This is a genomic window from Nonomuraea phyllanthi (assembly GCF_006334985.2).
In the GTDB taxonomy this organism is placed as follows: domain Bacteria; phylum Actinomycetota; class Actinomycetes; order Streptosporangiales; family Streptosporangiaceae; genus Nonomuraea; species Nonomuraea phyllanthi.
Map to the genome: position 1 here is coordinate 505,069 of NZ_VDLX02000004.1, position 14,114 is coordinate 519,182.

Consider the following 14,114-nt stretch of genomic DNA (forward strand, 5'->3'; position numbering starts at 1 on the left):
CGGTCGTCCGTGCCCGCGGTCGGTCAAGCAGTGTCATCGACGGTCAATCAGGGGTGTCGTCGGTGCTCGATCATGCGGTGCTGGCGTGGCCGGTCGGGCGTACCAGGGCGGGCGGTCGGCGCCAGGGCGGGCGGTCGGTGCCGGTGGCGGTCGGTCGGTCAGGGGCGCCGGTGGTGGGCGGTCAGGGGGTGCCGGTGGCGAAGGCGTGGTCGGCCGTGGCGGGGGAGAGGCCGCTCAGCAGGTCCGCGGCATCCAGCAGCCGGGCCTCACCCACCGCGTACGGGTGCAGCGCGTACACCTCCGCCCCCGGCAGCGCGACGTCACCGGACACCAGCACGGCGAGGTCCGCTCCGTCCGGCGGCCCGTCCAGGGGCGGGGCGTCGGCGCGGGCCGTCAACCGGGCGGCGAACCCCTCGACGTCCTCGCCGGGGCGGCGCGCGTACCGCACGCATGAGCCGTCACGGCGGCGCACCACCACTTCGGCCGCGCGGGCGGCGGCGTGCCAGCACCCCACTTCCCACAGCGTCACCCGGTGCTCGAAGGCGCTTTCCAGCGCCGCGCCCAGCCTGGCCAGCTCCGCGGAGCTTCCGGCCACGCTGTGGTAGGTGCCCATGTCGGACGGGTTGAGGTCGGCCCAGCGCATGGTTCGGGTCCACAGGTCCGCCACCAGCGGCACGAGGATCTTGGCCGGCCCGGCCAGGTCGAACCTCTGCCGCACCGCCGTCGGGTCGAACACCCCGTGCGGCTGCTCCATGAATCCCGCGTATCCCCTGATCAGCTCCTCGAACGGCACGTCGTTGTAGCTGAACACGACCGGCACCAGGTAGCGGGCGGCCAGGGCGCGCACGTCCACGTCGATGAACTCCGACGCGCCCAGCGGTTCGGGGGCCGAGGTCAGGTCGCCGGAGTGGACGAGCCCGTTGCCCAGCCGCAGCCGCGTGTAGTCGCACACGCCCGCGAACCGCCAGTCCTCGTCGAACACCGCCACCGACAGGTCCAGGTCCACCCGCGTGCCCGGCGGCTCGGCCCAGTGCAGGAAGAACCGGATCCGCTTGCCCGCGGGGATGGGCTGGTTGCTGCCGCGTACCAGCCGCACGAGCGCCGCGCCGGCCGTACGCTCGGAGGTCGGCGCCACCAGGTCGGCGAGACCTTCGTCCAGCAGCACCCGGCGCAGCGGCGGCAGGTCGCCGGCCCGCCGCAGCAGCTCCGCCGTCACGATGCGCTCGGCCTCCAGCACGACCTCGTCCGGGAGCGGGGGCCGGTCGTCGGGGCGCGTCCAGAATCGCGCGGTGCCGGCGCGCGGCAGGAACAGCCTGATCCCGCCGGGCGGCGTTCTGACCTGGCCGAGCGCCGCGAGCAGCACCCCCGGCGCGACCCGACGCACCGCTGCCTCCAGCACGTCCAGCGGCCGCGGCACCTGGCCGTCGAGCCAGTTGTGCGTGGCAGGCTCCGCGCCGAACCGCTGCCGCGAGTGAAGCCCGGAGGGTCGTTGGTGGTGCGGCTGTCCCGAGTGGTGCCCGGCCGGCTCGTCGCTGTGCGACTGCCGCGAGTGGTGCCCGGACGGCTCTTCGCTGTACGCCTGTTCCGAGCGGTGTCCGGCCGCCTCCTCGCCGTACGTCTGCCGCAGCACATGCGACAGGCGGCGGAGCAGGTCGCCGGGGCGTTGGGCCAGCAGCGCGCAGGCGTCGGCGTGGCGGCCGTCGGCCAGCGCCGTCTCCACCCGGCTCGCGAACGTCGCCCCCCGCAGCCGCCCCTTCCTGACCTCCACGTCGGGACGGCCGGCGGCGCGTTCCAGCAGGGCGCGGCCGAGCGCCGTGCCGGGGTCGGGCCGCGTCCCGCGCAGCGCCGCGAACGCCAGCGCCGCGTCCAGGAAGCGGGCGTGGTATTCGTGCGGGTGCAGCACCTCGGCCATGTGCTTCCACCGTTCCCGGTGCCGCAGCAGGTCCTCCAGCAGGTACGGCATCGCGTCCAAGCGGGCGAGCACCGCCCGCCGCAGCGCACGGGGCAGGGACGTCCGGCGCTCGGGCCGTACCCGCAGCCCCGGATCGGCGCCCATCAGCGCGTACAGCACCCGCAGCACGTCCGTCGCCGTGTCGGCGTGGTGTGGCAGCAGCTCATCGGCACCCTTGCGCAGCGCGTACGCCACCACCGCGGCCCGCGTCTCCTTGACCGGGATCGCGTCCGGCACCCACGCCAGCGCGCCGGGCCAGTGGTCGTCGAGGAGCACCTCGAGCTCGGCCCGATCGTGCGCCGCCATGGGGGTGCGCCGCGCCATCATGTCCGTGGCCAGCTCGCGGCAGGCGGCGGCCGGGTCGTGGCACAGCCGCAGCAGCGTGGTGGTCGTCACGGCGCCGCGGCGCGTGGAGCCCCGCTCCGGTGACGGGCGCAGGAAGGGGTCGTCGGGGTCGATGCGGCGATGGCAGATCGGGCAGGCGGAGAAGTCGGATCCGTCCCAGCACGTACGGCACACCAGATGGGCGCACGGCGACACGGGGTGCACGGTCTCGTTCCGGCCGCACAGCACGCACGGGCGCGCCGGATCCTGCAGCAGCAGGCTGAAGACCCGGCGCACGTAGAACACCGACGTATCAGAAGGGACGCTGTCCGGAAATTTCCGGAACAGTGGGATGTGCGAGTGATTCGCCCCCACCTCCTCGCGCAGGCAGTGGAGCAATCGCCGCCCCGCCTTCGTCAGCTCCTCCACCCCGAGCCCCGCCAGCGCCCGGTACAGCTCCCCGGACACCAGGAACCCGAGCTGCAACAGCTCGGACTCCAGCGCCGCCACCCCGGCCGGGACGTCCGCGGGCACCACGCCGAGCCGCCTGGGCAGCTTCCCGACCGGCGGCGGCACGCGCGCGCCGGCGGCCAGCAGTTCGGGCGCGACCAGCCTGCGGCGGCGCAGCAGGATCTCGCCAGAACCGTCCATCAGGCACCCCCGCGGCTGAGGAGAACGGGACGCGGGCCGTACGGGAACCCGCACGGCCCGCGTGGGCGGAGAGCGGGCACGCTGTTCGTTCACGGCGAGTGAGAAGGAAGCACACCCAGGAGCCGCCTCCCCGGCACCCTACTAGGGCTGATCACGACATGCCCGAAAATTTCCTGACCTGTGAGGGCTCCGGTCCACCTCCGGTGCTCACCCTGCGAGGCCTCGCCGCTGCCGCCCTCGTGGCCGGTCCCGCCTCCGATTGCTCGCGGCCGAAACCGGTTGCTCCGCGTCCGGGACCGGTCCCGGACGCGGAGCGTTACGGTTCGCGTGCACAACGGTTCGCGTGCACAGCCGATCCGCCGCCGGAAGGCGCCCGGACCCGTACGGAGGGAATCGACCATGGACCAGGCGCGACAACCGGGGCGCCGCGCACCCTGGACCCTGCGCCGCCCCCTGCTCGCCGCCGCCGTGGCCGTCTCCCTCGCGGGCTGCGGCGGCGGTGACCCCGCCGCGACGGGCACCACCCAGGCGACGAGCCCGAGCGCCACCACATCGACGAGCCCGACGGATGGCGCACCCTCGTCGACCGCGTCCCCGGGAGGCCGGCCGTCCGGCACCGCCTCGGACACGCCGTCGACCTCACCCTCCCCGGCCCCGACGACCGCCGACCCGGCGGCCGGGAAGCCGCCCGCGGACGGGACCCGGCTGTCGGCCTGCGCGGACGCCAGGTGCGAGGTATGGGTCAAGGCGGGTGACACCATCCGCTTCAACGCGCGCGGCATGGGCAGGGCCGGCGTCGAGGGCGTGAAGGTGCTGAGCGTCCGCAAGAAGCAGGTGCGCTACGACTTCGGCAGCGCCACCCTCACGCAGCCGGGGCCGAAGGGCGCCGCCAACATCAACGGCTTCTCCCTGAGGCTGGTGCGCATCGACGGCAAGCGAGCGGTCATCCGCCTGGGCCGCCCGGTGCCGGGGGCGTTCACCGCGCAGGTCGGGCCGGGCGGCATGCAGGTGACGACGGGGAGCGGCTGACCGCCCGGAGAGTGCGGCCGGAGGCATGGCTGACCACTGCAAGAGCCGGAGGCGAAGGCGGGGCTGATCGGTTAGAGGGTGCGGCCGGAGGCGAAGGCGTGGCTGCGGCGGACCAGCGTCCACACCGTCTCCAGCTCCTCCGCGTCCCGCGGCCCGTACACCATGACGAGGGTCGGTGCCAGCCCGCGCTCGTGGACCACCGGGTGCATCTCGGCCCACCCCTTGGCCACGGCCTCGGCGGCCTGCCCCTCGGGCAGCAGGGCGTGCAGGCTGCCGTCGTGATCGCCGTGCAGGTGGGCGAACTCCGTGCTGTCGCGGACGAACGCCGTGCTCGGGCCGTGAGCGTGCGCCGGGTCGAGGTGCAGCGCCCTGGTCTCCGGCAGCGAGACGACGCTGGCGCCGGTGCGGACGTGGGGCAGGCCGGACATGCGCCGCCACAGCTCCTCCTGCAGCTCGACCGGCGCGATCTGGTCGATCTGCTGGTGCGGGATCACGGGCGTGGTGGCGGGGCGCGGGCCGCGGCGCTCCGGCAGCTCGGCGCGCCGCTCCGGCTCGTCCGTGCCTGCGTCTGCATGATGGCCGCTCACAGTACGTCATCGTACAACTACTACTTGACGGCCCCACTGGTGATGCCTGAGATGATCTTCCGCTGGGCCACGGCGAAGACCACGACCAGGGGCAGGCTCATCAGGATCACGTACGCGAAGATCAGGTGCCAGTTGTTGAGGTAGAGCCCGGCGCTGGCCACCCGGAAGAGGTTGAGCGGGAGCGTGTCCAGCCGCCCGCCGATGACGAAGAAGGCGTAGAAGACGTCGTTCCAGACGTACAGGCAGACCAGGATGGTGGCCGTGGCCAGCACCGGGCGCAGCAGCGGCAGCACGACCAGCCAGAACACCTTGAGCGGGCTCGCCCCGTCGAGCTGCGCCGCCTCCTCCAGCGAGTCGGGGATGGTCCGCACGAAGCCGGTGACGAAGAAGATCACCGTGGACATGTAGATGCCCATGTAGACGCCGATCATCCCGACGGCGGTCCCGGCCAGGCCGAGCTGGCGCAGCAGCAGCACGACGGTGACGACGGCGGGCGGCAGCACGATGCCGCTGATCGCCAGCGCGTACAGGACGGCGTTGAGCCGGGTGGCGCGCCTGGCCAGGATCCACGCCGCCATCGAGCCGAACAGCAGCACCCCGACCACCGACGGCACGACGACGAGCAGGCTGCCCAGCGACGCCCACAGCACCTCGCCCTGGGTCCACACCTGGCCCAGGTTCTCCAGCAGGTGCCACTCCGACGGCAGCGACAGGTCCGGGTTGAGCGCCTCGCCCTGGGACTTGGCCGCCGTCACCAGCACCAGCCACAGCGGGATGCCGATGGAGACCACCACGAGGACGAGCGCGACGACCGGCTGCGACCGCCTCAGAAAGGACGTATCCCTCACAGGACCTCCTCCCGCTTGCGCAGGACGTAGATGACCGGGAACGCCATAAGCGCCACCAGCAGGAACAGCACCAGGCTCATCGTCGTGGCCTGCGCGAACAGCCCCTGCCCGAACGTGCGGTAGATGAAGATGTTGAGGATCTCCGTCGTACGGGCGGGGCCGCCGCCGGTCGTCGCCTGGGCGACGTCGAAGCCGTTCATCGAGCCCAGCAGCGCCGTGGCGACGTTGAACGTGATCGCGGGCGCCAGCAGCGGGAAGCGCACCGCCCAGAACGTCCGCCAGCGCGACGCGCCGTCGATGTGCGCGGCCTCCACGATGTCCTCGGAGATGGTCTTCAGCCCGGCCAGGTAGATGAGCATCGACAGCCCCATCCACTTCCACGCGTGGATCAGCGCCACCACCACGATCGTCCACGTGGTGTCGCCCAGCCAGGCGTAGTCGATGCCGAGCAGCCGGTTCAGGCCGCCGGTGGGCTTGAGCAGCGCCTGGAAGATGTAGCCGACGGCCAGCGCGGACATCAGCACGGGGATGAGGAAGAACACCCGGGCCACCCGGTTGACCAGCGTGTCGCGTTCGAGCAGCACGGCCAGGCCGAAGCCGAACAGGTTCTGGAAGATCGCCACCAGCACCGCGTACACCACCGTGACGCGCAGCGACCGGAACAGCGTGCCGTTGGAGGCCAGGTCGGTGAAGTTCTCCAGCCCCACCGGGTTGATCGAGCTCTTGAAGCCCGACCAGTCGGTGAAGGCGTAGACGAAGTTGAACACCGTCGGCAGGAAGAAGAACACCAGCAGGATGGCGAAGGCGGGGGCCATGAACCACATGGGGTGCGTCCGCCGCCGCACGACCGGCCGTGCGCCGGTCGTGCCGCGGCGGGACGCCTGCTGCCGCGAGGTCGTGATCACCACGTCAGAATCCGCTTGCCCCGGCCGCCTTGGCGAGCTGCTCGAACTGGTCCTGTGTCGCCGCGGCGACCTTCTCCGGCGTCATGGTCCCGTTGATCATGTCGGCCAGGTTCAGGTACAGGTCCGGGTTGGCCACCGCCAGCGCCTGCATGGACCCGACGGCCTCCGGCAGCGCGGCGTGCACGTCGAGCAGCGCCTGCGGCACGCCCGCCGGGCTCGGCACGGACGGCTCCAGCGAGACGGTCTCGCGGTCGGCGACGAAGTCCTTGTAGCCGGGCCCCATCCAGTACGCCAGGAGCTGCCGCGCTGCGGCCTCCCGCCCGGCGTCGCCCGTCCTGAACGCCACCAGCGCGTTGGACTGGTCGGGGATGAACGTGCCGACGTTCCCCGACGGCGAGATCGGGAAGAAGCCGATCTTCTTGTTCAGCGTCTCGGTGTCGGCGGTGGCCTGCAGCTGCCCGAAGAACGAGTTCACCTGCACGGCCATGGCGGCCTTGCCGGACAGCAGCGCCGCGCCCTGGTCCTCGAACTTCGCGGTCTTGATGTCGGAGTTGAACAGCCCCTCGTCGATCAGCGACTTGTACGTCTTGATCGCCCCGACCACGGTCGGGTCGGTGAACTTCTCCTTGCCGGTGTTGATCCGCTCCCACAGGCCGTCCTTGGCCGCGTCGGCGAGCTGCACCTGCACCCACCACTGGGTCGCCCACTTGTCGCCGGCCATCTCGAAGAACGGCGTGACGCCCTTGGCCTTGAGCTTGCGCCCCACCTCCACCATCTCGTCGAAGTTCTTGGGCGTCCCGGTGATGCCGTTGGCGGCGAACACCTCCTTGTTGTAGTAGACGCCTTCCACGGCGGGGCTCGTGATGAGGGCCGCGTACCGGGTGCCGTCCAGGATGCCGGTGATGTCCTTCAGGTCCGGCGACAGCTGCGACAGCCACGGCGCGTCGGTGAGCGGCTGGAGGTTGGTCCTGGCGTTGATCGCGGTCAGCATGGACGCGGTCGGCTGCCAGAACGCCAGGTCCGGCTTGTCGCCGGTGGCCACCTTGGTCTGGATGCCCTGCTCGTACGGGTCCGGGATGGTCACGACCTCGACCTGCGCGCCCGTCGCCTGCTGGAAACCGGCGATGACCTGCTTGGGCACGGTGTTGCTGTTCTGCGCGGCCCAGATCGTCAGCTTCACGCCGTCGAGCTTGGCGGTCGGGTCGGGCCACGCCGCGGGGGCGGTGGGCGCGGCGGAGGAGGTCTCGACAGAGGGGTCGCTGCACGCGGCGAGCCCGAGCGTGAGCGCCGCCGCGGCGGCGGCCGCCGTCCATTTCGTCTTCATGCTGGTCTCTTTCATTGGGCGGTGCGGATGCGGAGGATCCGGGCGGAGAAGGGCTCCTCGCCGCGGGACGTGAGCGTCAGCACGCCGGTGCCGGGCTGCCAGTGGCGGTCCCATTCCGGCAGGTGCCGCGGGTAGAGGACGTCGATCTCGACGTCGTGGCCCGCCAGGTGGGGCAGGTCGAGCCGTGCGGTCCGCTCGCCGTCGCGCCGCCAGACGCCAGCGTATGTGACGTCGCCGGCCCGCAGCCCCAGCGCGAGCGTGCGGTCGTCCCAGCGCGGCAGCCCGAGCGGCCACAGCGGGGTCGCGCGGGTCAGGTCCGCGCGGATCTCCTGGTGGGCGCGTACGGCGTCGCGGACGGAGTCGAGCTGCGCGGCGCTCATCCCGTCCAGGTGGCCGGACAGGTAGAGCCGCCCCAGCAGGCCGGTGCAGAGCGTGAAGGCGATCTCCTCGTCCGACATGCCGGGCTGCGGGTACGCCCAGCTCGCCGACTGCTCCGGCAGCACCGACATCGGCGCCGACACCGCGATCGGCGGGTAGAGGCGGAAGTCCTCCTGGTCGCTGGTGGACTGCAACTGCAGCCTGGACAGCATCGCGTAGTCCATGCGCATGGCGCCCGACGCGCAGTTCTCCAGGGTCAGCCCCGGGTGGCGCGCCAGCACGCCCTCCAGCCAGGCCAGGTGCGCCCGGTTGCAGGCCAGCAGCCCGTCACCGGCGCTGTCGGCGTCCAGGTCGGTGCCCGCGCCCGGGTCGATGTTGTAGTCGAGCTTGAAGTAGCCGACGCCCAGCTCCTCCACCAGCCGGTCCACCACCTGGTCCAGATGCGCGACCGCGCGGGGGTGGCGCAGGTCGAGGTGGTAGCGGCCGTGCTCGACCAGGCGCACCCCGCCGCGCTGCAGGAACGCCTCCGGCGGCAGCTTGTCGGCCATGGGGCTGCGCACCCCGATCACCTCCGGCTCCAGCCACAGGCCCGGCACCATGCCGTGCTCCCTGATGCGGCCGAGCACCTCCTCGATGCCGTGCGGGAAGCGGGTCTGCGACGGCTGCCACTCGCCGACGCTGTCCCACCAGGTGCCGCCGTCGTCGTACCAGCCGGCGTCCACGCAGAACACCTCGGCCCCCACGGAGGCCGCCGCGTCGATCAGCGGCAGCAGCTTGGCCGTGGTCGGGTCGCCCGACAGCGTGTTCATGTAGTCGTTGAACACGAGTGGCAGCCGCTCCCGGTCGGGGTGCGGGCGCACGATCGCCCGGCGGTGCGCGGTCAGCGCCTCGGCCGCGCCCTCCAGGCCGGCGCCGGACACCGCGACCGAGACCGGCACCGTGGTGAACGACTCGCCGGGGGCGAGCCGGTGCTGCCACTGGTGGTCGATGTCGGTCGGGCCGAGCAGCGCGACGTACGGGTCGTCCAGCCGCTCGCCGACCTCCCAGCGCCACGGGCCGTTGTGCTCGACCTGCCACAGCCACGCCTGCCCGCCGTCCCGGTCGATCAGCCCGCCCGTGGGCAGGTGGCCGCCGGTCGACCAGGTGCCCGTGCTCGTGACCGCGAGCCGGCCGCGCCCGTCCTGGCCGTGCGCGGCCAGGCGCAGATCCGGTACGGACTGCTCCCGCAGCGGCTCGCGCACCCAGCGGCTCTCGCCCAGCCACTCGCTGTCGGCCCGCACCACGTCGACGGAGTCCACCGGCGCCGCGAACGCCGCGGCGAACGACGTGACGCCCAGCAGCAGCGCGGGCTCCTGGCCGCGGTTCGTCACCTTCGTCCACGCCTGGAACGCGGCCACCCCGTCGACCGAGCGCAGGAACACCTCGGCGTCCAGCCCGCTCCCCGCGTCGTGCAGGTGCACCCGCAGCACGTGCCACGGGCCGTCCGTGCGCTGCTCGCAGCCCCGGTAGGCGAGGCGCTCGCCGACGGCCGTCCGCGAGAAGCGGTGCGAGGCGCGCGCCCGGCCGGTGCCCGGGAGCAGCAGTTCCACCAGCGGCTGCGTCGCCCTCGGCCGGTGCGCGGTGGCGGCGTCGCCCCGGGACAGCGACCGCACGCCGACCGGGCCGTCGGGTGAGACGTCGAGCACGACCCGAAGGCTCGGGTGGCCCCAGACGACGCTGGTGTTCATGGATCTCCCTTGCCGCGCGGCCACACCCCGATGTGACCGGTCACATTTCCTTGAAGCATGAGTGTGACCGCTCACATGCCGCAGGAAAAGACCCTGTTACGAGGTTGTTACCGCTGACCCGCCGCCCCCCGCCGCTGGTAGGGTGCCCCGGCTGATCCGATCAGGGCGCCGGTCAAGGGGGAGCACGTGGAGTTCCAGGGCATCCAGCGGGCCGCGGGGGCGTTCCAGGAGCCGCTGACGGCCGAGGAGATCGCCGCGGTGTGCCGGCGGGCGTTCGGGCCGGGCACGCGGGTGGTCTCCGCCGTGGAGCTGGGCCTGGGGATGTACAACACCACGTACCGGATCGACCTCGGCGAGGGGCGGCCCGTCGTGCTGCGCGTGGCGCCGGAGCCGGGGCGGCAGTTCTCGTCCGAGCGGGAGCTGATGCGCAACGAGTACGCGAGCGTGCCGTACCTCACCTCGATAGCGCCCCTCATGCCGCGGGTCCTCGCCGCGGACTTCACGCACGAGCTGATCGGCCGGGACTGGATGATCCAGAGCCTGCTGGACGGGGTGCCCGCCCCCGAGCGGCTCGGCGGCTATCCGCGGCCGGCGTGGCGGGGATTCTTCCGGCAGCTGGGTGACATCGCCCGGCGGGTGCACGACATCCGCGGTCCCCGCTTCGGCCCGGTCGCCGGCCCCGGCCACGCCACCTGGAGCGAGGCGATCGTCGTGGCGCTGGGGCGGATCGCGGCGGACCTGGAGGGCGCCGGCCTGGACGCCGCCGACCTGCGGGAGGTCGCCGCGGTGGCCGACCGGCGGCGCGCCGCCCTCGACGAGGTCACCGAGCCGCGCATGCTGGCAGGCGATCTGTGGACCGTGAACGTCATGCTGGCCGACGGCGCGCCCGAGCCGACGATCAGCGGGGTGCTCGACCTGGATCGCACGTGGTGGGGCGATCCCGCCGCGGACTGGACCATCCGGATGGCGCTGGCCAGGCCGGGCACCGAGCGCGACGCCTTCTGGGAGACCTATGGAGCGCCGGACGGGTCGCCTTCCGCCGGGCTCCGGGCGCGGATCTACCACGCCCGGCACGTCGGCGCGGTGCGGCTGGAGCGCCACCGGCTGGGCAACGCAGACGGGGTCCGCGACAGCTACGACGAGGTGCGGGCGCTGCTGGCCGGCCTGCGCGGATGAGCCGGGCCGTCTGGGGGTGAAAGTTTCAGCGCGAACCTCCAGGTCGGCGCCACGCGCCCGGGGCCGGGTTTGACGCGGGATCCGGCTCGTGCCATCAATGCGAACGCGGTTCCCGAAGGGCGCGCCCCGTTGTGTTAGCGCTAACAAACCAGAGGTGCCGTATGAAACGTCTGGCCGTCCTGCCCCTGCTGTTGCTGCTCACGCTGCTCTTACCCGTCCGGAACGCCCTGGCCGACACGAACGTGGCCGGCAGCGCGACGCCGTCCGCGTCCTACACCTCCCCCTGGGAGAGCGTGGCCGCGATCAACGACGGCATCGACCCGCCCCGCTCCAACGACACCACCAACCCCCGCTGGGGCACCTGGCCCAACACCGGCACCCAATGGGCCGAACTCACCTGGCCCTCCACCCAGCAACTCACCAGCGCCGACATCTACTTCTTCGACGACAACGGCGGAGTCCGCCTGCCCGCCTCCTGGAAACTCCAGTACTGGAACGGCAGCGCCTACACCGACATCGCCGCCTCGTACCCCGTGGCCGTGAACGCCTACAACAAGGCGAGCTTCGCGCAGGTCAGCACCACGCGCCTGCGGGTCGTGCTGGTGAGCGGGCAGGCGTCGGTGGGGCTGCTCGAGGTCAAGGCGTACGCCCCCGGCTCCGGCGGCGGCACGAGCGGCTGGAACCCGCCGGCCAGCCTGGTCACCCCGCTCAACGAGGTCTGGCAGCACGTCGAGAGCACGTACCCCGACCTGTACGGGTTCCGCAACTACGCCTGGGACCAGGTCATGGCCAACGGCGGCTCGATCAACTACTGCGTCCGCTGGGACACCACCGCCACCGTGACGGCCGCGCAGCGCGACCAGATCCACGCCGCGCTGGCCCGACAGTTCAAGAAGTGGATGGACGTCATGGCCGGCCACAACGGCTGGCCGTACGCGAACGTGCCGGTCAAGGTGGTCGGCTGGGCCGTGCGTGACCGGGCGCAGCTGCAGTGGAGCGACAGCTCGGTGGACATCTACGTCAACGACATCCGGGAGAACGCCCCCCAGTGCGCCGAGCCCTGCGGCCGCTTCTTCAACCAGAGCGGCAACTACCCCAACTGCCCGGGCGGCGCCTCGCACCACTACGACATGTCGCTGTGGCTGACCGCCGGGTTCGGCGGGGGAGCGGGGGGCGACTGGGGGCAGCGGATCGGCAGCGAGTACTACATGTCGAACCTCAACGCCGACAACATCCACATCCTCCTGCATGAGATGGGGCATTCCTTCGGCCTGGACGACTTCTACGACTGGACTCCGACGGGCGTGTGCTGCTTCCTGATGAAGGCGGGCAGCGCGGCGTACATCACCGATTTCGACAAGTGGATGTTCCGGGACTGGTGGCGGCACCTGAAGAGCCGCTACGGCTACTGACGGACGCCATGGAGGGCGGCGGGGTCGCCCGTCGCCCTCCGGCGCGTCGCTACCGGGCCAGGTAACCGCCGGCGTCGGCGCCCAGGACGTTCAGCAGGGCCAGGGCCTCGGCGTCAGGGGATCCCGGCGGCGCGGTGTAGAGGATGAGGTGCTGGTCGCGGTCCGTGAGCGCGAGCGCGTCGCAGTCGACGGTGACCTCCCCGACGACCGGGTGGCGGAACGTCTTGGTGAGCATCGGCGCGGCCTGCACGTCGTGCCGGTCCCACAGCCGGGCGAAGTCGGGGCTGCCCTCGCGGAGCTCGTCGACGAGGCCGGTCACGGCGGGGTCGGTGGGGTAGCGGGCGAGGGTGGAGCGCAGCTGCATGACGACGTGGTGCCGGAACTCGGCGGCGTCGGAGATCCCGTACAGCGTGGCGCCGGCGCGCGGCGGGTCGAGGAAGGCCCGGCGCGCGAGGTTGCGCTCTTCAGGCGCGAGCTCGCCGAAGTCCTCCATGAGCGCGGCCGCGAGGTCGTTCCACGCGAGCACCTCGAACGCGGCGGAGGTCACGAAGGCGGCGGTCTGCGGCAGCCGCTCGATGAGCGTGAGGATGCTCGGGCGGACGTCGCGCCGGTGCAGCCCGGTACGGGTCGGCGCCGTGCCCGCGAGGACGTGGAGGTGGTCGGACTCGGCGTCCGTGAGCCGCAGCGCGCCCGCGATCCCGGCGAGGACCTCGCCCGACGGCCGCGGAGCCCGGCCCTGTTCGAGCCGCACGTAGTACTCCGTGGAGATGTGCGCGAGGACCGCCACCTCCTCGCGGCGAAGCCCCGGTGTCCGGCGTCGCGGGCCCGAGGGGAGTCCGGCGTCCTCCGGCCGGAGCCGCTCGCGGCGGCTGCGGAGGAACGCCCCGAGTTCCTGCTTGTCCATGGCACCCAGTCTGCACGCCGCGCGGCGGCGCATCCTGGTACCGTCTGTGCCTGCATCCGGCCCGGAGTCCGGCCGGACACTGTCGGCATGACGTACGACATCGACATCGCACCCATCGGCCTGCTCGCCGGCAAGGTCGTGTTCATCACCGGAGCCAGCCGCGGCATCGGCGCGGCCGCGGCCCGGCTCTTCGCTCGGGAGGGCGCGGCCGTCGTGCTCGCCGCCCGCGGCACCGACGCCCTCCAGGAGATCGTCACCGAGATCCGTGCCGGCGGCGGCGTCGCCGACGCCGTCCCCCTCGACCTGGCCGACCGCGCGAGCGTCCGCGCCGCCGTCGACCACGTCGAGAAGCTGCACGGACGGCTCGACGGCGCCTTCAACAACGGCGCTGCCATCCAGCGGCGGCCCGGCCCGCTCGACACCACGACCGAGGAGGACATCGACGAGCAGTTCGCCGTGAACTTCCGCGCGCACTGGACGGCCATGACCGCCGAGGCCGCACTCATGCGGCGCAACGGCGGCGGGGCCATCGTCAACACCTCCAGCATCGGCAGCCGCCGCGCGAACCCGGCCCTGCCCGCGTACGGCGCCATGAAGCGCGCGCTCAACAGCATCACCGAGACCGCCGCGGTGAGCTGGGCGCGTGACGGCATCCGGGTGAACGGCATCACCCCCGGCGGCACCGCCACGGCGATGATAGACGCGTGGGAGGCGGCGACCCCCGGCATCGTGGAGCGGGTGACGTCGTCGATCCCGCTGGGGCGGATGGCCGAGTCCCGCGAGGTCGCCGAGGCGGCCGCGTGGCTGCTGAGCGACCGGGCCTCGATGGTGACAGGCGCGATCGTGCCGGTGGACGGCGGCGCCGGCGCCTGAAATGGGGGAGCCCGGGCCGCTGCCA

11 protein-coding genes are annotated in these 14,114 nt (G+C 72.5%); 4 read left to right on the plus strand and 7 right to left on the minus strand.

The window, feature by feature from the left end; all coding sequences use genetic code 11:
• Positions 1-181: 181 nt before the first annotated feature.
• On the minus strand, positions 182-2,926 hold the full coding sequence (locus FH608_RS13810) for an RING finger family 4 domain-containing protein (RefSeq protein WP_139630855.1): 2,745 nt from the start codon (positions 2,924-2,926) through the stop codon (positions 182-184).
• 399 nt (positions 2,927-3,325) lie between these two features.
• Here FH608_RS13810 and FH608_RS13815 point away from each other — a divergent pair, with 399 nt between their 5' ends.
• Entirely contained in the window at positions 3,326-3,955 is a 630-nt protein-coding gene (locus FH608_RS13815) for a hypothetical protein (protein ID WP_139630856.1), read from the plus strand.
• A gap of 71 nt (positions 3,956-4,026) precedes the next feature.
• Here the strand turns inward: FH608_RS13815 and FH608_RS13820 are convergent, their stop codons facing one another.
• Genes FH608_RS13820 through FH608_RS13840 form a run of 5 tightly spaced genes read right to left on the minus strand, consistent with a single transcriptional unit; the run spans position 4,027 to position 9,724 of the window.
• Positions 4,027-4,542 (minus strand): luciferase domain-containing protein, encoded by a 516-nt coding sequence (locus FH608_RS13820; RefSeq protein WP_226899457.1) that lies wholly within the window; start codon positions 4,540-4,542, stop codon positions 4,027-4,029.
• Between the two features lie 20 nt (positions 4,543-4,562).
• Complete coding sequence (locus FH608_RS13825) at positions 4,563-5,390, minus strand: carbohydrate ABC transporter permease (protein WP_139630857.1); 828 nt, start codon at positions 5,388-5,390, stop codon at positions 4,563-4,565.
• Positions 5,387-6,295 (minus strand): carbohydrate ABC transporter permease, encoded by a 909-nt coding sequence (locus FH608_RS13830; RefSeq protein WP_226899459.1) that lies wholly within the window; start codon positions 6,293-6,295, stop codon positions 5,387-5,389. Before FH608_RS13830 ends, FH608_RS13825 begins: the two co-directional genes overlap by 4 nt.
• A gap of 4 nt (positions 6,296-6,299) precedes the next feature.
• Positions 6,300-7,619, minus strand: coding sequence for an ABC transporter substrate-binding protein (locus tag FH608_RS13835; RefSeq protein ID WP_139630858.1), 1,320 nt, complete (start codon positions 7,617-7,619; stop codon positions 6,300-6,302).
• Between the two features lie 11 nt (positions 7,620-7,630).
• The gene (locus FH608_RS13840) at positions 7,631-9,724 is read right to left on the minus strand and encodes a glycoside hydrolase family 36 protein (protein WP_139630859.1); all 2,094 of its coding nucleotides are present in this window, start codon (positions 9,722-9,724) and stop codon (positions 7,631-7,633) included.
• Between the two features lie 186 nt (positions 9,725-9,910).
• On the opposite strand from FH608_RS13840, the gene FH608_RS13845 reads away from it, so the two are divergent.
• Together FH608_RS13845 and FH608_RS52660 are read left to right on the plus strand one after the other, a co-directional pair.
• Entirely contained in the window at positions 9,911-10,900 is a 990-nt protein-coding gene (locus tag FH608_RS13845; RefSeq protein ID WP_139630860.1) for a phosphotransferase family protein, read from the plus strand.
• Positions 10,901-11,061: 161 nt separating this feature from the next.
• Positions 11,062-12,312, plus strand: a complete 1,251-nt coding sequence (locus FH608_RS52660; RefSeq protein WP_226899460.1) for a hypothetical protein — start codon at positions 11,062-11,064, stop codon at positions 12,310-12,312.
• A gap of 49 nt (positions 12,313-12,361) precedes the next feature.
• Here FH608_RS52660 and FH608_RS13860 read toward each other — a convergent pair whose 3' ends face one another.
• On the minus strand, positions 12,362-13,216 hold the full coding sequence (locus FH608_RS13860) for a helix-turn-helix transcriptional regulator (protein WP_139630861.1): 855 nt from the start codon (positions 13,214-13,216) through the stop codon (positions 12,362-12,364).
• Positions 13,217-13,303: 87 nt separating this feature from the next.
• Here FH608_RS13860 and FH608_RS13865 point away from each other — a divergent pair, with 87 nt between their 5' ends.
• Entirely contained in the window at positions 13,304-14,089 is a 786-nt protein-coding gene (locus FH608_RS13865; RefSeq protein ID WP_139630862.1) for an SDR family NAD(P)-dependent oxidoreductase, read from the plus strand.
• Positions 14,090-14,114: the final 25 nt, after the last annotated feature.